General features: G+C 48.7%; 17 protein-coding genes. 9 read left to right on the forward strand and 8 right to left on the reverse strand.

What is annotated here, in order from left to right; translation table 11 throughout:
- Positions 1-25: 25 nt before the first annotated feature.
- The 6 genes from NWE96_04520 to NWE96_04545 all read right to left on the reverse strand — a co-directional run bounded on the left by NWE96_04520 (position 26) and on the right by NWE96_04545 (position 9,533).
- Positions 26-1,111 (reverse strand): flippase-like domain-containing protein, encoded by a 1,086-nt coding sequence (locus NWE96_04520; GenBank protein MCW3983241.1) that lies wholly within the window; start codon positions 1,109-1,111, stop codon positions 26-28.
- A gap of 473 nt (positions 1,112-1,584) precedes the next feature.
- Positions 1,585-4,860 carry a carbamoyl-phosphate synthase (glutamine-hydrolyzing) large subunit gene (carB, locus tag NWE96_04525; protein MCW3983242.1) on the reverse strand — a complete coding sequence of 1,092 codons (3,276 nt, stop codon included), beginning with the start codon at positions 4,858-4,860 and terminating at the stop codon, positions 1,585-1,587.
- The gene (gene carA, locus NWE96_04530) at positions 4,861-6,006 is read right to left on the reverse strand and encodes a glutamine-hydrolyzing carbamoyl-phosphate synthase small subunit (protein MCW3983243.1); all 1,146 of its coding nucleotides are present in this window, start codon (positions 6,004-6,006) and stop codon (positions 4,861-4,863) included. It lies immediately after the preceding gene.
- Between the two features lie 22 nt (positions 6,007-6,028).
- A complete protein-coding gene (gene argH, locus NWE96_04535; GenBank protein ID MCW3983244.1) occupies positions 6,029-7,546 on the reverse strand; it encodes an argininosuccinate lyase in 1,518 nt (505 codons plus the stop codon).
- Positions 7,547-7,561: 15 nt separating this feature from the next.
- Positions 7,562-8,782, reverse strand: coding sequence for an argininosuccinate synthase (locus tag NWE96_04540; GenBank protein MCW3983245.1), 1,221 nt, complete (start codon positions 8,780-8,782; stop codon positions 7,562-7,564).
- Between the two features lie 280 nt (positions 8,783-9,062).
- Positions 9,063-9,533 (reverse strand): hypothetical protein, encoded by a 471-nt coding sequence (locus NWE96_04545; GenBank protein ID MCW3983246.1) that lies wholly within the window; start codon positions 9,531-9,533, stop codon positions 9,063-9,065.
- Between the two features lie 114 nt (positions 9,534-9,647).
- On the opposite strand from NWE96_04545, the gene NWE96_04550 reads away from it, so the two are divergent.
- From NWE96_04550 to NWE96_04590, 9 genes are all read left to right on the forward strand, one after another.
- Complete coding sequence (locus NWE96_04550; protein MCW3983247.1) at positions 9,648-10,124, forward strand: hypothetical protein; 477 nt, start codon at positions 9,648-9,650, stop codon at positions 10,122-10,124.
- A gap of 9 nt (positions 10,125-10,133) precedes the next feature.
- Entirely contained in the window at positions 10,134-10,286 is a 153-nt protein-coding gene (locus tag NWE96_04555) for a hypothetical protein (protein MCW3983248.1), read from the forward strand.
- Positions 10,287-10,572: 286 nt separating this feature from the next.
- On the forward strand, positions 10,573-11,151 hold the full coding sequence (locus NWE96_04560) for an ACT domain-containing protein (protein MCW3983249.1): 579 nt from the start codon (positions 10,573-10,575) through the stop codon (positions 11,149-11,151).
- Positions 11,152-11,466: 315 nt separating this feature from the next.
- Positions 11,467-12,714, forward strand: a complete 1,248-nt coding sequence (gene thrC / locus NWE96_04565; protein MCW3983250.1) for a threonine synthase — start codon at positions 11,467-11,469, stop codon at positions 12,712-12,714.
- Positions 12,715-12,721: 7 nt separating this feature from the next.
- Positions 12,722-13,765, forward strand: coding sequence for a homoserine dehydrogenase (locus NWE96_04570; protein MCW3983251.1), 1,044 nt, complete (start codon positions 12,722-12,724; stop codon positions 13,763-13,765).
- A 2-nt stretch (positions 13,766-13,767) separates the two neighbouring features.
- Positions 13,768-15,177 carry an aspartate kinase gene (locus tag NWE96_04575; GenBank protein ID MCW3983252.1) on the forward strand — a complete coding sequence of 470 codons (1,410 nt, stop codon included), beginning with the start codon at positions 13,768-13,770 and terminating at the stop codon, positions 15,175-15,177.
- Positions 15,178-15,216: 39 nt separating this feature from the next.
- A complete protein-coding gene (locus tag NWE96_04580; GenBank protein MCW3983253.1) occupies positions 15,217-16,869 on the forward strand; it encodes a glycosyltransferase family 39 protein in 1,653 nt (550 codons plus the stop codon).
- 50 nt (positions 16,870-16,919) lie between these two features.
- Positions 16,920-17,507, forward strand: coding sequence for a DUF3786 domain-containing protein (locus NWE96_04585; GenBank protein ID MCW3983254.1), 588 nt, complete (start codon positions 16,920-16,922; stop codon positions 17,505-17,507).
- A 231-nt stretch (positions 17,508-17,738) separates the two neighbouring features.
- Complete coding sequence (locus tag NWE96_04590) at positions 17,739-18,131, forward strand: 30S ribosomal protein S8e (GenBank protein ID MCW3983255.1); 393 nt, start codon at positions 17,739-17,741, stop codon at positions 18,129-18,131.
- 12 nt (positions 18,132-18,143) lie between these two features.
- On the opposite strand, the gene NWE96_04595 is transcribed toward NWE96_04590, so the two are convergent.
- A complete protein-coding gene (locus tag NWE96_04595; GenBank protein ID MCW3983256.1) occupies positions 18,144-18,455 on the reverse strand; it encodes a signal recognition particle protein Srp19 in 312 nt (103 codons plus the stop codon).
- Positions 18,456-18,465: 10 nt separating this feature from the next.
- The gene (locus NWE96_04600) at positions 18,466-20,217 is read right to left on the reverse strand and encodes a glutamate--tRNA ligase (protein MCW3983257.1); all 1,752 of its coding nucleotides are present in this window, start codon (positions 20,215-20,217) and stop codon (positions 18,466-18,468) included.
- Positions 20,218-20,221 lie beyond the last annotated feature (4 nt).

Below are 20,221 nucleotides of genomic sequence, written 5' to 3' on the forward strand. Positions count from 1 at the left end.
CTTTGTGGCATTAGACGCCACACCATTAGTTTTCAGCAGAAGGCAGAGGCAGTTCTGTTTTCTGCACACTATTTACAACCGAAGCTTTTAGCCCCGCTATGTTGATGAGTGGGTAACCAATTAGCACTTGGCACCAAAAAGTGATTAGGCGGGTAAGTGTGGTTGCAGCGGCAGCGGTGGCAAGAGGGACACCGTAAAGGCTAAACATGTTCACCATAGTTATCTCGACTGCGCCAACTGGGAACCCAGCGGTTAAGGTTTCAACGGTGGATGTAACGCTGAAAACCGTTGCTAAACTAAAAATGCTAATCTCTGGATACCCCAAAGCGTAGAACACCATCAAAAAGACTAGCAGACTGAATATCCAAGCGATTACGGCGAAAAAGAGCGGTTTGAGCAAAAGCTTGGGGTGCGTTCGGTATGTTTTGAAGGATAAGCTAAAGGATAACAGGGTTTTCTGCAGGTTTTCCCTTTCCTTCTCAAGCCAAGAAGGCTTCTTGATTATGAATCGGATAATCGTCATCAAAATGTTGACCAACCGCTCAGCTGCACCCTCTTTGAGCGCTATGTAGAGGATGATAGCTACCACCGAAGCGGTCCCAACAGTAACTAAAGTAACTAGCAAAACAAGGTAAGAAGTAACCCAACCATTGATCACCAACGCGATAAACCCAACTATCAAGCCCCCAGTGTAAACAAGCGTACTTATCAAGCGAGAGGTTATCACGGTTGCAGAAGATATTCCAGTGTCGTTTTCGGGTTCTCTTTGCGCGAGATAGATTCTGGTTGCTTCTCCACAGACGGTTTGGCAGGGTAGAATCATCTCGACAAAGTTACCGATCCAGTTGTAGAGCATGATGCGGCGGAATTTTATGTTGATTTTTAATGCGTCAAGCAGTGAATGCCAAATCAGCGAATCAAAGAAAACCGCCATAACAACGCAAAGAATCGCCAAAGAATAGAAAATCGCGTAGTTGGTGAAGTCAAGGGTGCTTAAAACCCTCAAAAAACCAGCGAAGTCACCGAAGAAAAGCAGGTAAAGGATGAACGCGATAAGCCCCAATACCATTAACACAATCGATTTGCGGGTTTGGGTGAAGGCTATCGACATATCTTTTTCTCACATGTTTTAAAATCAAAGGGTAACTAGGGTTTCAGGCGCTAAATCCCATACATCAATGAGAACACACCGTGAAATGTAATAAAAATTGTGGTAACTTGGGGTACACCAGAAAAGAGCAAGCAGACAGCTGAATTCTGGCTTATCAGCAGTCAAAATGTGTGTCTTGTTGTTTTGTAGAAGACCCCTATATACAACAACCAGCAGACCTCAAAAAAGTTGCTTCAACGGTTCAGAACCTGCCAATAAATTGAGAGCGGATTGTGGCGATTTCCACAAGCACTTCAGCTTCGCGAGGCTTAAGGCAGGGTCAAGTGCGATTTTTTCTTTAGCCCCTTATTTAATGCCGCATACGTTTCCGTATCCGTACTTGCTGGAATCACGCGACGTCTCAAAGCTGACCTCCCCTCCCTTATATAAAGAAAGAATGAGGCCTTTGCTCTTTTGAAGCCTTTTAGTGGATTCTACCATCTTTTCCAGGGTAACTCGTCCATGTATTCGTTGAGGCTGCGTATGGTGTTGCCGTTTTTGTCTTTATGCTTCAGCACTTCAACGAGTGCCTCGGCTAGTTGCAGGTTGGTGATGACGGGGACGTTGAATTCTACTGCTTGGCGTCGGATGGTGTAGCCGTCGGTTATGATGTCGCTCATGTTGCTGCGGCGGTTAGCCATGGGTACGTTTATGACGAGGTCTATTTTGCGTTCTTGAAGGTAATCGAGGATGTTGGGGGTTACGTCGGGGTCTTTGACTTTATGCAGTACTGTGGCTGTTACTTCGTTGGCGTTAAGCACTTTAGCGGTGTTGGCGGTTGCGTAGATTCTAAAGCCCATATCCAACAAGGCTTTAGCTATGGGAACCACACGTTTTTTGCGTTCTTCGTCTCCGCCGACGCTAACTAGGACTGAGCCGCCTTTCGGTGGAATCGTAAACTCCGCCGCTTGCAACGCTTTGAAGAATGCATCTGAAAAGTTTTCACCTAAACACGCCACTTCGCCTGTGCTTAGCATTTCTACGCCCAAAACGGGGTCTGCGCCGCTGAGCCGCATGAAGCTGAATTGGGGCACTTTTACGCCGACGTGAGGCGCGACTTTCATAGGGGAGAGCTTGACATGGCCGATTTTTTTGCCCAGCATAGCCAGCGTTGCGAGTTCGATGAGGTTTATGCCGCGGCATTTGCTGACGAAAGGCATGGAGCGGGATGCGCGGAGGTTGCATTCGATGACGTTGACAACGTCGTCTTTGACGAGATACTGGATGTTGTAGGGTCCGTGGATTTTTAGGGCTTTCACGATGCTGATGGTGGCGGTTTCGATGTCTTTTTGCACTTCGGGCTTGAGTGCCTGTGGCGGGATAGTCATGGTTGCGTCGCCGCTGTGTACGCCTGCGTTTTCGACGTGTTCCATGATTGCGCCTATGAAGACGTTTTCGCCGTCTGAGACGCCGTCTACTTCGACTTCTTTGGCGCGGGTGATGAATTTGCTGATTACGACGGGGTGGTCGCGGGAGACTTTTGCGGCCAAGTTGAGGAAGTTTTCAAGCGCTACTTCGTTGTATGCGACGCGCATGGCTGAACCCGAGAGCACGTAGCTGGGTCTTACCAGAACGGGGTAACCGATTTTGGTTGCAAACCGTTTCGCTTCCTCGATGGATTGGAGTTTGCTCCAGCTTGGTTGAGATATTCCCAATTGGTCGAGTAGTGCGCTGAATTTGGAGCGGTCCTCTGCTAGGTCCACGTCTTGTGCGGAGGTGCCCAATATTTTTGCGCCTGCGTCTGAGAGCGGCATGGAGAGGTTGTTTGGGATTTGTCCGCCGACGCTTGTGATTATGCCCATTGGGTTTTCTTTGTCGTAGATGTCAAGGATGCGTTCAGTTGTTAATTCCTCGAAGTATAGTTTGTCGCTTATGTCGTAGTCTGTGCTAACGGTTTCGGGGTTGTAGTTAACCATGATGGCTTCTTTTATGCCGTTCTTTTTGAGCGCCCAAACCGTGTTGACGCCGCACCAGTCGAACTCGACGCTACTGCCGATACGGAAAACACCTGCACCCAACACGATGACTTTGCTTTGTGTTTTGCTGAATTCGATGTCGTCTTCGTCGCCGCCATAGGTCATGTAGAGGTAGTTGGTTTTTGCTGGCCACTCCGCCGCTAACGTGTCAATTTGTTTCACGACGGGAATGATGCCGTTGGTTTTGCGGAAGGCGCGTATGGATTTTTCATCTGTTTTTTGGCACACCGCTATCTGCTCGTCTGAAAAGCCGAGCCGTTTGGCTTCCCGGATAACGTCTACAGCGTTGCTTTCTGCCAAATTGAGCTTGCAAAGTTGCTCTTCCATGTTTACGATGTTTTGGATTTTGTAGAGGAAGAAGGGGTCTACGCCGCTTAAGCGGTAGATTTCCATTATGGGGATGCCGATTTTGAGGGCTTTAGCGATCTTGTAGAGGCGCTCGTCTGTGGGGTGCGCCATTTCGTCTCGCAGGCGCTCTTCAGATTCTGGTTCTGCATCTTCGGGGTTGCAGACTAAACCGATCTTGCCCGTGTCGAGCATGCGTACCGCTTTCTGTAGTGCCTCTTCGAAGCAGCGACCAATCGCCATGACTTCGCCGACGCTGCGCATTTGTGGTCCGACGTGGCGGTCGGCGTTTTTGAATTTCTGCAGGTCCCAGCGTGGGATTTTGACTGTGATGTAGTCCAGTGCTGGTTCGAAGCAGGCGGTTGTGACTTCGGTGACTTTGTTGATGAGTTCGGGCAGGGTGTAGCCCAAGGTTAGTTTGGTTGCGATGTAGGCAAGTGGGTAACCTGTGACTTTGCTTGCCAACGCAGAGCTGCGTGACATTCTTGAGTTGACTTCGATGACGCGGCATTCCTCGGATTTGGGGTGAAGCGCCCACTGTATGTTGCATTCGCCTACGATGCCCAAAGCGCGGATGGCGTTGATGGATATGCTGCGGATTTGGTGGTATTCTCTGTTGGTCATGGTCTGCGAGGGTGCAACAACTATGGAGTCGCCTGTGTGGATGCCCATGGGGTCAAAGTTTTCCATGTTGCATACGGTTAGGCAGTTGTCTGCGTAGTCACGCATGACTTCGTATTCGACTTCTTTCCAGTGCCCCACGTATTCTTCGACGAGGATTTGGCTGATGCGACTCTGGGCAATGCCGATGGTTGCGATTTCTTTTAGTTCTTTTTGGTTGCGCGCTACTCCTGCGCCTTTGCCGCCTAACGTGTAAGCGACACGAATCATAACTGGGTAACCGATTTCCTCCGCAATCTCCAACGCTTGTTTAACGCTGGTTGCGGCTTTGCTCTTTAGGTATGGGACGCCTGCTTTCTGCATAGCTTGGCGGAAGCGTTCTCGGTCGCCTGTGTCTTCGATAGCTTGCACAGGTGTACCTAAAACTTTAACGTTATACTTCTGGAGTAAACCTTTCTTTTCGAGTTCTAAGCCGCAGTTGAGTGCGGTTTGTCCACCGAAGCCAAGCAGGATGCCGTCGGGGCGTTCTTTCTCTATGACTTTTTCGACGTATTCGGGGGTGACTGGGAGAAGGTAAACTTTCCCTGAGAGGCGGGGGTCGGTTTGGATGGTGGCTATGTTTGGGTTGATGAGGACGGTTTCGATGCCTTCTTCTTGGAGCGCTTTTATGCATTGGCTGCCGCTGTAGTCGAATTCGGCTGCTTCACCGATTTTGATGGCGCCGCTGCCTAGCACCATGACTTTTTTAATCCAGTCAAACTTGGGCATCTATGGAGCCTCCAAGCTTTTTGCAAATTTATCAAACAAAAGCTCCGTATCATACGGTCCCGGAGATGCTTCGGGGTGCCACTGCACAGCGAAAACGGGTTTAGTTTTATGGTGAATGCCCTCGGTGGTTTTGTCGTTGGGGTTAACAAACCAAGGTTCTAAGACGGTGTTTTTGAGTGATTTCATGTTTATGGCGTACCCGTGATTCTGCGTGGTGATGTAGCATCGGTTGCTGTTTAGGTCCAGTGCAGGCTGGTTTTGGGCGCGGTGGCCAAATTTGAGTTTGTAAGTGTCGCCTCCCAATGCAAGCGCGAGGATTTGTGCGCCCAGGCAGATGCCCATCATCGGAGTTTTCTCGCTTAACTCCCGCACGGCCTCGATGGTTTTGACACATTTCTTAGGGTCACCTGGACCGTTACTGATAAAGACGCCGTCAGGGTGGTAGCTCAATATTTGTTTGGCTGATGTGTCGTAGGGGACACGGACGACGTTTATGCCGCGTTTGAGGAGGTTGCGGATGATGCTGTACTTCACGCCGCAGTCGATTAGTACGGCGGTTCGTTTGCCTTCGACGTTGTAGGTAATTGGTTTTTTGACTGAGACTTCTTTGGCTAAGTCGGTTTCGTTTGGGTCCGCGATGCTTTTGCCGTTCTTTAGCAGTGCATCCATGTCGGGTTCGTTGCCTTCCTCAAACACCTGCAGTATGCCCAGCATGACTCCGTGTGTGCGGAGTTTTTTGGTTAAGCGTCGGGTGTCTACGCCGTAGATGCCTGGGACGCCTTCGTCTGCCAGCCACTTGTCCAGCGTCCGCGTGGATGCCCAGTGGAACGGTTCATGGCAGAGTTCGTGGATGATTAAGCCTTGAGGTTGAATGTGGTCGGATTCGAAGTAGAGCGGCAAACCGCAGTCCAGGACTTTGTCTGGTACACCATAGTTGCCGACCATTGGGTAAGTGAAAGTTAAAATCTGCCCCTTATACGACGGGTCAGTCAATGCTTCTGGGTAGCCAACCATCTGGGTTGAAAAAACCACTTCGCCAGAAACTTTTGCTGTTGCACCAAAACCTTTACCGATAAATGACGTTCCGTCTTCGAGAAGCAGAACCGCTTTTTTACATTTTTTGGACGTGCTATCTTGTGGAGCCAAAGCCCTATTCAACCTACCAGTTTCAATTTTTAAGCTTTACGCTTTCTTTTGTTTTTGCAGAAGAGTATGCCTCGACGGTTTTGTTGAGTGTGGTTTCGGCGCCTGCAAGGTGGTCTTTGAGTTTAGCGACGACTTTTTTGTTCTCTGCGAGCATTTTGTTTCGTGTTTTAAGTGCGCGTTTGACTTCTGCGGGTGATGGACCGCCTTGTACTTTATATGTTTCGATTAGTTTGCGTAAATTTGTGCATGAAACAATATCTGCGTCTTTTACATCTAACTTGACGCCTGCCACATCCAAAGCCACCTTCTGCAGCAACTGAGCCGTGGCGTCGTTTAGCGTCTTCTTTTCGTCGATTAACGCCTTGACGAGGGCGCCGACGATTTTGTGGGACGTGCGAAAAGCCACACCGTATTTGCTTACGAGCATGTTGGCGACTTCGGTTGCCGCCACAAAACCCGAAGCTGCTTTTGCTTCGACGTTGCCTGAGACTTTGATGTTGGGAATAAGCGCTGTAAAGATGCCCAAAGATGCTTTTAGGTTATCAGTTGAAGCCCACAGCTTCGGGGTGACCTCTTGGAAATCCAAGTTGTATGTAGTCGGTAACCCTTTCAAGGCAGAAGCTGCAGCTACGAAATCGCCCAACGCGTAGCTTGCCCGAGCGCGGATGACTTCGAGGACTTCGGGGTTTTTCTTCTGTGGCATAATGCTGCTAGTCGAGGTGAATTCGTCGGGTAACTCGACGGTGCCGAACTCTGCGGAACTCCAGACGATTAGGTCTTCGGCGAAGCGGCTCAAGTTGACCGCAAGCAACGCCAACGCCGCTTGGGTTTCAACTATGAAATCTCGGTTACCGACTGCGTCAATAGAGTTCTCCAGCACATCGGTGAAGCCTAAGAGTGCTGCGGTTTTTTTGCGGTTAATCGGAAAACTCGTCGTCGCCAATGCACCTGCGCCTAAGGGACACAAGTTTACCCGCCCATAAGCGTCCAGCAGTCTTTGCAGGTCGCGGCCCAGTAGGTCGGCTTGGGAAAGCAGGTAGTGGGCGTATGTGACGGGCTGCGCGGCTTGAAGGTGTGTGTATTCGAGGATAATTGTCTCCGTGTGTTTGGCGGCTGATTCGAGAAGCTCTTGCTGCATGTCAACGATTTGCTGCATTATGGTGAGCAGTTCACTGCGGAGGGCAATGCGTATGGCGGTGGTGACTTGGTCGTTTCGGCTTTTGGCGATGTGGAGGTTGCCGCCCACTTCTGGGCCCGTCTCAGCCAGCACGGCTTCTTCGACGGCCATGTGGACGTCTTCGGCGTTGGGGTCGAGTTTTTGAGGAGTTTGTTTTTGGAGGGCGGAGAGGATTTTTGCGCCGTCTTGCCATTGGATGATTTTTTGTTCCATAAGCATGGCGACGTGTGCCTTGTTGATGGCTAAGACAGCGTCAGCTAAGCGTGCGTCGTCCTTGCGGGACGAGCAGAACTTGGCTACGTCTGAGCGGACATCGCCGAGTCTTCCGCCATGCAACATTTTAGACGTATCTTCGTCCTCCATATAACTAAGAAAGGTTTAGGGTTTTTTTGCCTTGGGCTTCTTGCTGGCTTTCTTTAACGAATTGTACATCCGCGTCTGCAAGCCCCAGAGCTCGATGAAGCCTTTGCTGTAGGATTGGTTAAAGCTTGTTTTTATGTTGTAGTTGGCTAGGTTTTTGTCGTAGAGGCTGTTGGGTGAGCTGCGTCCGACGACTTGGAGGCTGCCTTTGAAGAGTTTTAGTTTGACTTCGCCTGTGACGTTTTCCTGTGAATGGTTGATGTAGGCGTCTAAGTCGTCTTTGAGTGGGTCAACCCACAAGCCCGCGTAAGCCAGAAAAACCCATTCAGCGTCGATTTGCTGTTTGAAGAGCACTTGGTGGCGTGTCATGACCATTTTTTCGAGGTCTTTGTGCGCTTCAAGAATTACCAGTGCAGCGGGGCATTCGTAGACTTCGCGTGATTTTAAGCCGACGATGCGGTCTTCGATGTGGTCTATTCTGCCGACGCCGTGTTTGCCAGCGATTTCGTTAACGGTTTGGATGAGCGCGAGGGGCTTCATTTTTTTGCCGTTTACCGAAACGGGGACACCTGCCTCGAACCCGATGGTGATGACTTCGGGCGTGTTAGGCGCTTTCTCTGCCGAAGCTGTCCACTCATACGCGTCCTCTGGCGGCTCATTGTTTGCGTCCTCAAGCAAGCCGCATTCGATGGCGCGGCCCCAAACGCTGGCGTCGATGCTGTACTTTTTGGCGCTTTCGCTGACGGGGATGCCTTTGGTTTTGGCGTAAGCGATTTCTTCTTCCCGTGTTAAGCCCCATTCGCGGACGGGGGCGATGATTTGTTTGTCAGCTGCGAGGGATGCGAGGGTTATGTCGAAGCGAACTTGGTCGTTTCCGCGTCCTGTGCAGCCGTGAGCTAAGCCTGTTGCGCCTTCCTTCTCCGCGACCTCCACCATCTTTTTGGCGATCAGTGGCCGAGAGAGGCTGGTGCTGATGGGGTATTTGCCTTCGTAGAGTGCGTTGGCTTTGATTGCTGGGAAAATGTAGTCTGTGCAGAATTCTTCTTTGGCGTCGATTGAGTAGTGTTTTAGGACGCCGAGTTTTTTGGCTTTCTCTTCGGCCGCTTTGAGGTCTTCGCCTTGACCTACATCCACTGTGACTGTGATGACTTGTGCGTTTAGTTTTTCTTGGAGGTACTTGATTAAGACGGATGTGTCTAATCCGCCGCTGTAAGCTAACACATATTTTTCGGTTGTTATGGTGTCTGTTCCCCCATTTTTTGGTTGGAATTGTTTCCCTTACCTTGAGGGCTGTATTTTTAAACGTTGTGACTTTTTTGTCACTTAACAAGCTCTTTGTGTTCTATTTGGGACATTTATTGAAGGGCGGGATCAATTCTATTAAACAGACTAACGGCGATTGGGTTTCTTGTTTGGTCATCTGCGATTTTTTTGGATTATCACCTCTCTTCTTTTGCCTTATTTCGAATAATTCTACTTTATCAATTAAGGAAAATGAGCATATCTTTGAAGAGGGAGGCTACGACTTTAAAATAACCTTTATGCCCTCTAAAGCTCGCTTCGCGTCTATCCATTTAGGAATATTATTTAGCTGGCTTTCAATCTCTGAGGCGGCTATACTTGGAGTTATTTTACTTGCTTTCCTCTTCAGATATTCCTCTTGAGTAAGGGCAATTGATACCCAAATGCAGTCGCCCCAAGGATCTCCCTCAGCTGATACCTCCTCGTATAACTCTATGCCTGACGGTTGATTGTAAATCTGAGCTAAAGCCTTAGAACCGTCAATTATGCCTATTTCATAAAATAGTTGAAAACTCGATTTTACTAAGCTCTCCCATTTACCCAGATTTTCAGCGATTAATATTTTGATCCCTTCAACATCTTTTTCACCGAACCTACGAAATACCGGCTCAACCTTGAGCACAACTCTTCCACTTTTTTCGTCATGATTTTCAATGCTCAACCTATAATTAGCCAATATTATAGTCATCTGATAACCCTCCAATCATTATTTCATCTAACTGTGGGTAAATTTAATTATTTTTAACATGTTCTAAGCAAGCGATAGCAAAACTTAAAACCGCATAATAGTAAAAAGAGAGCCATGACTCAAGGAGAAGCGGAAAAAAGAGATAAGCTAATTTATGAAGCTGTAAATGATCGTTATGCACTTGAATGGAAGAGAACAGATGACCTTGATGCGAAAGCGAATAATTTAACGGGTTTTGCTGGATTATTGGCAACTCTAACCGCTGGAATAACTACATTGCTACCGAAAGCTGACGGAGAATACTTGTTCTTGATTCCGTTAATATTGTTTCTATTTTCGGCCCTTTTTGGTATCTTAGCGTCATGGATAACAAGCTTCAGAGGATTAAATCCCAAGCAGCTAATTGACGGATACAAAGACAGGACAGAGTTAGAGACTTTAATTGCCCTAACTGCCACAACTTCCGAACATACTCTGCACAATTTTTCTTTAAATGGGCGAAAAGTCAGATATATTTCCGCTTCTTTCATTGTTTTAATCTTAGCAGTGGTATCATTTTTTATAGTTTGTTTGATAAACTGGTTAATGTGAGGTGAGAGGTTGACGCAGAGCGGTACAGAAAGGGATGCCGGAAAGAAAGAGTGGAAACCTGACCCATCATTAACGATGGAAATTAGGAAAGGGGCAGATTGGAAATCTGATGACAGTTTGACGATGACATTAAAGGCTTCGAAGAAAACAAAGAAAGAATAACCTCCGTCTATTGGCATGCTTTCCCTTGAGGAAGCCCCCCAAGTTTTTTACAATTAAATTTTGCAAGACGCCGAGTCTCAGCAGCTTTTGAGGCACAAAAATAGGACGAAAAGTGCTTTCAAGGTTTTATTAAGGCACATTGAGTCAGCGTTTATTTGTCATTTGAATATGAAAGAAAGGAAAGTCAAAGAACAAGAACTCATAAAGAAACGAGCTACACAACAAAAAAGTCAATCCAGACGCTAACAAGCTTTAAATGTCCCATTTGATACAACAAGAAAACAACATGACAGTCGCTCAAAACGTCCGCAACCACCTCAAAAACAAACCCTACCTACTCGAAGCCCTCGAAAAAGGCATCGTAAACCTAAGCGAACTCAGCCGTCAACTCCAAAAAGAACTCAAAACTGACGACACCAGCGCCATAAAAGCCGCCCTGCGCCGCTACAGCGAAGAACTCCAAAAACACCGCCAGAAACGCGAAGAAAAAGTCCTCGCCCTCCTCAGACGCAGCGGCATAGCAATCTACGACCGCAAATCTGTCATCATAACCTCCAAAGAACTCACCCTCAACACAGGCATGAAGGTGGATTTGCTAGACAAATTCGTCTACTTGCTGGATCGCAGTGATTTGCCTGAACGTATAAGCGCTTTGGTGAAGCATGAAAACTGCACCATGATAGTGGTTCACTCGCCTGAAGAGTTGGAAGCTACGCCGGGAGTTGTCGCTTTTCTGGCTACGTTGCTGGCGGAGCAGAACGTGAACATCGTCGAGTTCATTTCTTGCTGGACCGAAACCATCATGGTAGTTGACAAAAAAGACAGCCTCAAAGCCTACGAAGTTCTGTCGAATTTGGTGGGGTAACCAAGCAGTCAAACAAAACATCTGCAGCTAAAATTTGTGCTATGTAATGGTTCCGCGAAAAGCGGTGTTGCAGTGTGTTTTACGCCTAATTAGACGCTATAACAGATTCCTATGCAGAAACCTATTGGAGGGGAGAGTGCTGTCAGCGGATAGGTGCGTTTTTACGCAACTATGCGTGCGCGCCAAGTTCTAAGGAGGGGCAAACAGCCACATTGATTCTCTTAGGCTGCACCAAAATTATTAATTGCAGCGCTGATACTTCTCTGACTATACTCGTAACTTGAACAGGTGCCTTGTTCACTGGAGAGACAAAGTTTGGTTCATCAGGAATGCATAAACTGCAAAGCAACCTACAGCGTAGATGAAGTTGTCTACTTCTGCAAAAAATGCAAAGACATCCTCGAAATAAAATTCGACAAAAACGAATTAGCCCAGAACTTAGCGGCAAGCGACTGGAAAACCAAACCGCTCAGCGTCTGGCGCTACCGCCCCTTAATGCCCATCCACGAATCCACCAAACTCGTCACCCTCGGCGAAGGCGGCACAGGCCTCCACCAATCTCCGCACCTCGGCAACGAATTAGGCATGAAACATCTCTACGTTAAAAACGAGGGGGAAAACCCCACAGGCAGCTTCAAAGACAGAGGCATGACCGTCGGAGTAACCAAAGCCGTCGAACTCGGCGCACGCCACGTCATCTGCGCCTCCACAGGCAACACCTCCGCCAGTTTGGCAGCGTACGCCGCCAGAGCAGGCATCCGATGCACCGTACTCATTCCCTCAGGCAAAATCGCGTATGGCAAACTCAGCCAAGCCATGATTCACGGAGCCAAAGTGCTTCAAGTCAGAGGAAACTTTGATGAAGCCTTAGAGTTCGTTTTGAAGTTAGCGGAGAAGCACAAGAGCATCTACCTGTTGAATTCGATTAATCCCTTCCGCATTGAAGGCCAAAAGTCGTTGGGCTACGAAATCTGCGAGCAACTCAACTACGAAGCCCCAGACCGCATCATCATCCCAGTGGGCAACGCAGGCAACATAAGCGCCGTCTGGAAAGGCCTCAAAGAATTCCACCAACTCGGACTCATAAAGAAGCTGCCCAAAATGACAGGTATCCAAGCCGCAGGTTCAGCCCCCATCGCGCAGGCAATCAAAACAGACAGCGACAAAATCGTCCCAGTCGAGCACCCCGAAACCATCGCCACAGCCATCCGCATCGGTGCACCCGTCAGCTGGAAAAAAGCCGTCAACGCCATCCGCGAATCAGGAGGCACCGCAGAAACCGTCACCGACGAAGAAATCCTCGATGCACAAAAAATCCTCGCCAGAATAGAGGGCATCTTTGTGGAACCCGCATCTGCCTCATCCATCGCAGGCTTAAAGAAACTCATCAAGCAGGGCACGGTGGCAAAGGACGAAAAGGTTGTCTGCATAACCACGGGGCACGGCTTAAAAGATCCCGATACAGCCATAAAGCAGTGTGAGAAGCCAGTGGAAGTGGACGCGGAAATCTCCGCTATAGAGGAAGCGTTAGGCTTAAAGAACCAACCCATAATTGCACGGTGAAGTATGAATGAGGATTATCTTAGTTGGATACGGCGTCGTCGGTAAAGGTGTAACGACGATTCTCGCGCAGAAGTACGCGGAGAAAGTCAAAGATTACGGGTTCAACCCCAAAATCGTCGCCATCGCAGACTTAGACGGCGCAGTCATAAACCCCAGAGGTTTAAGCCCTGAAAAACTTGAAGCCATCAAACAAAAAGGGTACCCGATTTCTGCGGATAAAGAGTTCGGGCATCCAGGCATGAAAGCCCTTGACGTAATCGAGAACGTAGAAGCAGAAGTTGTCGTGGAAGTCACCCCCGTTAACATCCAAACCGCAGAACCCGCCATATCACACATCACCAAAGCCTTCAAAACGGGCAAACACGTCGTCACAACCAACAAAGGCCCACTCGCACTAGCCATGCCTGCACTCACCGAACTCGCGGAATACAACAACGTTTACCTCCGATTTAGCGGCACAGTCGGCGGCGGCACCCCCATGCTGGAATTCGCCAAACGATGCCTCGCAGGCGACCACATCAAAGCCATACGCGGCATCTTCAACGGCACCACCAACTACATCTTAAGTGAGATGTCACAGAACCGCGTTACCTTCCAAGACGCCCTCTCAAACGCGCAGAAACTGGGCTACGCTGAGCGGGAACCCTCCATGGACATCGACGGATTCGACACCGCATGCAAAGTAGTTATCTTGTCGAACTGGATTATGGGCAAAAAAATCACCCTAAAAGACGTTGACCGAACAGGCATCCGCGACGTCACATTAGATATGCTGGATGAAGCCTCAAAACGGGGCAACACCATAAAACTCATCGGGTCAGTTGACGGCGACAAACCCACCGTTAAACCCACTGAAATCGCTAAAACTCACCCGCTTTGCGTCAGCGGAGTCCTCAATGCCGTAACTTTCTCAACCGAGTACGCGGGTGAACAAACCCTAGTTGGTAGAGGTGCAGGGGGAATTGAGACGGCAGGTGCAGTTTTAAGGGACCTTCTAGACATAAGACATAAGTTGGCAAATCGAATGCTAAATAGTAACTCGGAGCAATAGACATGAAGTTAGTAATGAAGTTCGGCGGCACAAGTGTCGGCAGCGGCGAAAACATCCGCCACGTAGCCGAAATAGTAACCGAATACGCAAAGAAAGGTGACCAGATAGCGGTTGTGGTTTCCGCTTTGGCAGGCGTCACCAACAGCCTCATCGAAACAGGTTGTCAAGCAAAGAGAAGTGACGAGAAAAAAATCCAAACCTTCACCGCAGAACTGCTCAAAAAACACACAGACGCCGTTTCAACGGCCATCAAGAGCAAGGCAATTCAGAAAGAAGTTAACCAGATTATTGAGAAAAACATCGCTGAACTCGAAAAAGTCCTCACAGGCATCTGCTACGTCGGTGAACTCACCCCTAAAAGCAAAGACTACGTCGTCAGCTTCGGTGAACGTCTCTCTGCGCCGATTGTTTGGGGCGCCATAAAAGACCTCAAAGCCCAAACCCAATGTTTCACAGGCAAAGAAGCAGGCATAGTTACTGATAGCAACTTCGGCGAAGCTAACCCTCTGATGAACTTCACAACTCACCTTATCCGAGAAAGAATAGGTCCACTGCTCGAGAAGGGCGTTATTCCAGTTGTAACAGGCTTTATTGCGGCAAACCAAGACGGCATAGTCACCACCGTCGGACGAGGAGGCTCAGACTACACCGCAACCATCCTTGGCGTCGCATTAAAGGTGGATGAGGTTTGGATTTGGACCGACGTTGACGGTATCATGACCACTGACCCCAAGCTGGTGCCTAAAGCTCGCATGCTGCCGCAACTCAGTTATCAGGAAGCAGCGGAGATGGCGATTTTCGGCGCCAAAGCCATGCACCCCCGCGCATTGGGACCCGTAAGCAAAGAAAACATACCCGTCCGCATCCGCAACACAGCCAACCCCAAAAACACAGGCACCCTTATCACCAAAGAACCCGCTGCAGACGCTAAAGAAGCAGTCAAAGCAGTCGCCATGATAAAAGATGTCGCTATGATAAACGTTTACGGAGCTGCAATGGTCGGCGCACCCGGCAGCTACTCCAAAGTCTTCGATGTGCTAGGCAAAAACGGCATCAACGTCATGATGGTATCCGCTGCAGCTTCAGAAGCCAACATATCCATGATAATCAAACGCAGCTTACTCGGTAGAGCAGTTAGCAACCTCGAAATTGCGCTGCAAGAAAAAGGCGGCTTAGTCAGCGAAGTGACAACAGAAGACGACGTGGCAGTCATAGCGGTTATGGGTGCAAACATGAAGGGCACTTTGGGTGTTGCGTCAAAAATCTTTAGCACCGTCGCCAAGAAGGGCATCAACATCCGCATGATCGCGCAGGGCAGCTCAGAACTCAACATCTCTTTTGTAGTTAAAGAGAAAGACGGCGCCGCTGTGGTTCGCGCGATTCACGACGAGTTTAACCTCGACAAAACATAACCCTTTCCCCTTTTGTTTTCCATCTCTCGCTGGCAGTGAATGGAAGCTTTAATAGAAAACATCCACCCCTTTTTGCATCAAGGTGACCAGCAACTGCCACGCTTCCCCTTCAAACAGCTTGACAGATGGCAAATCTGCCTATTCATCGCTGCGTTGGCATACAGCGGCATCCTCCTCGCAATAATGCCCGCTAACTCGCTTATGTGGGATGAAGTTACCCATCTGCACGGCGGGTTTCTCCTATCCAGAGGACAGGCTGTAACGTGGGCTTTGACTAACTCGTTTTATCCGCCTGCCTTCGACGTTTTTGCCGCGTTGTCTTTTTTGGTTTTTGGACCAAGCGTTTGGGCAGCCCGCGTGGTCAGTGTCGTTTTTGCGGTGCTCTCGCTCTTTGTCGTCTACGAATTAGCAAACTTGCTCTACAACTCAAAGAAGGCGGCGCTGGGCTCGGCTGTTTTGTTTGCGGTTATGCCTGGAATCGTTTGGATTTCAAAGATGGCTATGATTGAGACCTTGCTGATTTTTACTGTTTCATTGGCGATGCTTTTCTTCTTTCGGTGGCTCAAGTATAGCCGAGAAAAAGACCGCGTCCTCTTTGTCGCTACGTTTGTGTTGGGGGTGTTGGTGAAGTATCAGGTAATCGTAATTGTACCGTTAATTGCTGTTTTTGGCACTTATTTTTGGAAAAGAGACTATTTTCGCGGTGAACTGAAAAAATGGTTTACGCTGCCCAGAGTAGCCATCGTGGCGACTGCCCTATTTGCAGCAACTGTAATAGGGTACGTTCTTTTGTCGTCTAAGACTTTGGATTTTCTGATTTACGCGTTCGGCGTGGGCTCCGAGCAGAAAGCCACCTACAGCACCCGCTACCCAATCCCCATCTTTTATTTTGCCGAAATGACATGGGTAACTGAACTCTTTCATCCCATCTCGCTTCTACTCTACCTTGCGGGTCTTGCGGGGTTGGGGTTGATGATTTACCGCAGAAAAACAGGCGACAAATTCCTGCTTTTGTGGTTCACCGTTACCTACGTTGTTTTTACTTTGGTTTCTAACAGGGAATGGCGATACATGACAGTGGCGTTTCCTGTGTTAGCCATCGCTGCCTCCAGCTTCATCGCAGCATTATGGACTAAACTACAGGAAATCAGCAAGAAAGCCACATCCAACTTGAGCAAGTGGAGCGCAAGAGCAGGCACTGTGGTTTTGGTAGCTTTCGTTGTGAGCGGAGGTTTTCTCAGTGCGGTGGACGCCTACAATTGGGTGTGCCATGACCGCGCAGAGGTTCCCGTGGAGCAAGCCAGCCTCTACGTTGGTCAGAAGTTGAGTGAAAACCAGACCCTTGTGGTTGTAGCGGCAGTTAACCACTTCAGCAAATACATGGTCTCATTCTACCTAAGCACAAAGGATGCAACGCGGGACTTTAACCAGACCTGCCTTCAGTACCCTGCCTCAGCCATGGACACATTCGCCTCTGCGTTTAACGTTTCAGAACTCGTGACCCTCTGCCAAGAAAGCGGAACAAGGTATGTTTTGTTGTACGAGTATGGCGGGTTGCAGTATTTTGAATCCAGCTTATCTGCGTCGCAAGTTTACGATTTACTAAACGCGACGGGAAAGTTCAGTCTTGAAACCAGTTTTGGAGTTGAGCCGCATAGGATTTTTGTGTTCAGTTTCGATGATACGGCTTAAAGATTACTTAGCTTTTAATCCGAAGATGCAATTGGATAGAGGTGAAGCGTATGGTTAAGTTATACCTTGAAAACGAAACGCTGCAGAAACTAAAGCAACTGCTGGGTGCTCAGTACGAGTTTTTAGGCTTCACCTTAAACCTCGAAACATCCACCCTGACAGACAACCTATGCAGCAACACTTGGACGGACTCGGCGGTAAAACTCGTAGTACCCATGCTGAGCCACTACGCTGTGGGTACTCAAACGCCTCTAAGGGGCAAATTGGTCAAATTCAGAGACATCCCAGGCGGCTACGCATATGAGGGCGCATTCATCAATCGGGCGATTAAACCCATAGCGCAAGCCTTCGGCGATAATCCACAAAAGTTGCCTCAAGCCGCAAAACTGCTCGGCGGCAAACCGCTAAGCTTAGGCGACGTTGCAGCCGAAATCCCGGCCCTCAAAGGCATCCCTTTAACCTACATCATGTACGCCGCAGAAGAGTACCCTGCGTCAGCCAACATACTCTACGACGAGTCAGCGAACAGCTTTTTGCCGACGGAAGATTTGGCGGTTTTAGGAGAGTTGGCAACGATACGGCTGATTGAGGCAAAAAACGCTTTTGAGCAAAGACAAAACACCCAAATAAAGAGCTAAAACAAATTTTTCTTCTTTATATAAGGGAGGGGAGGTAGACGCTGAGACGTCGCGTGGTTTACGCGTCCGCGGATACGGATTCGTATGCGGCTTTAATTGAAGGATAGAGAAAAACAATTAAAGAAAAACAGGGCAAAACAGGTTAGCAACTCATGGAAGTTTATGGTTGAAACAGTATGTTTATATTGGAATCTAGTGTTTTAGTGACTACGCAATTGAGGAAAATTGGATATGTCTACTCATAGCAGTATACGCAAAAGAAAGCTAACAGGCGGCAAAAAACGCGCTTACCGCACCAAAAAGAAGTACGAAGCAGGCGGATACCCAGCAGAAACAGTGCTTGGCGAACCCAAACGTAAAATCACCAGAGGCTTAGGCGGCAACATGAAAGTCAAGGTGTTAACAGAAAAGTTTGCCTCTGTGACTGACCCCAAAACTGGCGCCACACAAAAAACAGAAATCACCCGTGTAGTTCGCAACGGCGCAAACGTTGACTACAACCGTCGAGGCGTAATCACCAAAGGCGCAGAAATCGAAACTGCACTGGGCTTAGCCAAAGTCACCAGCAGACCAGGCAACGACGGCATCATAAACGCCGTATTAATCGGCAAAGAAAAAGCCTAATTATTTTTCAATTTATCTTTTGGCAAGCTGAGCCGCTTGCTGACTTTTAATTTTCTGCAGATGCCTCGCTAAATCCTGAATTAACTCTTCTTTTGATTCCCGCTTCTCAACCATCAGCATACCCATCTTTGCCCAAGGCATCTTAGGAAAATGTGCTTCAAGGTTAACTTCGTTTTCTAATCCAAGCTTGTCTGCGGCTTCTTTGACTTCGAGGATTTTAGGTGAAACCACAGCGAGGTTTTTGGGCACTCGACGTCCTTCCTTGCGGGTTTTGTTGATGTCGAAGTAGACGGGCCAGATTATGAATTTGTCAAGTTTACGCATAGCTTTTCACCTATTTTTGGGCGTAGTAAGCGACTAGTTTTTCGCCGACCTCGTCCACCCGTACGAAGCCGTAACGTTCAAACTGTATGATGTCGTCTGGCTTTAACTTTTTGCACGCCAACTCCGAGTAACCTTTGGTGACTGTGGCGTCTTGCTGAACCACTTCGGCAGGGTATTCGCTGCCTTTAGGTATCCACTGGATGAGTTGCACCTTGAGTTTACGGACGTCTTCGTAGGATTCGCTGGCGAAGGCTGCAGTTACGCAGGTTTCGGTTTTGCTTTGGATTTGGATGTTAAAGAGCTCCATAAGGCGGATAGTTTGGTCTTGAAGCATGGCTTCTGCGTCTTTTTGTGCAATCCACAAAGAAACTGCTTTTTCATCGCCACTCGCCGAGATGGTGTATTGCCTAACGCCCCGCTCAGGATGCTCTGGATGCAGCGGCAACTTCGCCACAAAAGCCTTCGGCAACCCCACAACTTTGAGTTCAACTGGGGCTGCGACGAAGAAGTATCGGTTGCTTGAAGCGTCAAGGATTCTGCGGTTGTGCGAGTAGAGGTTCTCCCAACTCAAGGTGACGTCGTTGGGTTTTGTGCCGACTTCGATAATCATCTTCTTTATGGCTTCCGCTGTGATTCCCCGTTTCTTTAAAGCAGCAAAAGTGCCTAATCGGGGGTCATCGAAGTCCGTGAAGTCACCTTCTTTTATGCCTGCCACAATTTTAGATTTGGATAATGCGGCACCAGTGATTTTTAGTCTGCCGTAATGTATGGCTTCCGGGTACTCCCAGCCGAGATGCTGGTACATGTACTTCTGGCGGACCATGTTAGTGTAATGCTCTTTGCCGCGTATGATGTGGGTCATACCCATCAAGTGATCATCTACACCCGCTGCGAGGTTGTAGAGGGGCCAAAGGAAATATTTGCTGCCGACACGAGGATGTGGATATTTTTTGGTGTCGATTACACGGAGCGCTGGCCAGTCACGGATAGCAGGGTTAGGGTGATCTAACTCAGTTTTAACGCGGACCACTGCTTGTCCTTCTTGGTAGCCGCCGTTGAGCATTTTTTGCCAGCGTTCCCGCTGTTCTGCGGGTGACATGTTGCGGCATGGACACGCCTCCTTCGCTAAGGTCGCCTTGCGGAAATCTTCAGGGGCGCATTCGCAGACGTATGCGTTGCCGTCGCCGATCATTCGCCCAACGATTTCATAGTAGATTTCTAATCGGTCGCTTTGGATGTATTCTTCGTCTATTTTGCACCCGAGCCACTTGAGGTCTTCGCGTATGGCATCGTAGAATGGAAGCTGGGGTTTCTTGGTTTTTGGGTCTGTGTCTTCGAAGCGGAGGATGAATTTGCCGTTATACATGCGTGCATACTCGTGGCTCAACACGATGGCGCGTGCGGAACCCAAATGTAAAACACAATCAGGGTTGGGGGAAAATCGGGTGACGATTTGTTTGTACTTCTCAGCGTTAGGAAGTGGAGAGAGCTTTTTCTCCTCAGCTTCAGGTTTTTTCTGTGTTTGAGGCCAATTTTTCTCTACGATTGCCTTCTGTTCAGAAAGTGAAAGGCTGTTAACTTCCGCGACAACTTGGTTAATGACAACTGAGAGTTCTTTGACGCGGCTTCTTAGTTCGGCTTTTTCGCCCAAAACCTTGCCAACCATTGCGCCTGCCTGCGCTTTCCCATCATGTCCAACCGCGTTAAGCAAGGCGGCTTTACGGATAAACTCTCGTAGTTCTGTATCGTTCTCTAATGCCAAATCA

It is taken from the genome of Candidatus Bathyarchaeota archaeon (assembly GCA_026014685.1).
Lineage (GTDB): Archaea > Thermoproteota > Bathyarchaeia > Bathyarchaeales > Bathycorpusculaceae > Bathycorpusculum.

Excerpts from the sequence above, each read along its gene's own strand:
- NWE96_04585 (MCW3983254.1), top strand. The coding sequence starts at position 16,920 with ATGGTTAAGTTATACCTTGAAAACGAAACGCTGCAGAAACTAAAGCAA.
- NWE96_04545 (MCW3983246.1), bottom strand. The coding sequence starts at position 9,533 with ATGACTATAATATTGGCTAATTATAGGTTGAGCATTGAAAATCATGAC.
- NWE96_04595 (MCW3983256.1), bottom strand. The coding sequence starts at position 18,455 with ATGCGTAAACTTGACAAATTCATAATCTGGCCCGTCTACTTCGACATC.
- NWE96_04560 (MCW3983249.1), top strand. The coding sequence starts at position 10,573 with ATGACAGTCGCTCAAAACGTCCGCAACCACCTCAAAAACAAACCCTAC.
- NWE96_04580 (MCW3983253.1), top strand. The coding sequence starts at position 15,217 with ATGGAAGCTTTAATAGAAAACATCCACCCCTTTTTGCATCAAGGTGAC.
- NWE96_04520 (MCW3983241.1), bottom strand. The coding sequence starts at position 1,111 with ATGTCGATAGCCTTCACCCAAACCCGCAAATCGATTGTGTTAATGGTA.
- NWE96_04570 (MCW3983251.1), top strand. The coding sequence starts at position 12,722 with ATGAGGATTATCTTAGTTGGATACGGCGTCGTCGGTAAAGGTGTAACG.
- NWE96_04550 (MCW3983247.1), top strand. The coding sequence starts at position 9,648 with ATGACTCAAGGAGAAGCGGAAAAAAGAGATAAGCTAATTTATGAAGCT.
- carB (MCW3983242.1), bottom strand. The coding sequence starts at position 4,860 with ATGCCCAAGTTTGACTGGATTAAAAAAGTCATGGTGCTAGGCAGCGGC.
- NWE96_04575 (MCW3983252.1), top strand. The coding sequence starts at position 13,768 with ATGAAGTTAGTAATGAAGTTCGGCGGCACAAGTGTCGGCAGCGGCGAA.
- NWE96_04590 (MCW3983255.1), top strand. The coding sequence starts at position 17,739 with ATGTCTACTCATAGCAGTATACGCAAAAGAAAGCTAACAGGCGGCAAA.
- argH (MCW3983244.1), bottom strand. The coding sequence starts at position 7,546 with ATGGAGGACGAAGATACGTCTAAAATGTTGCATGGCGGAAGACTCGGC.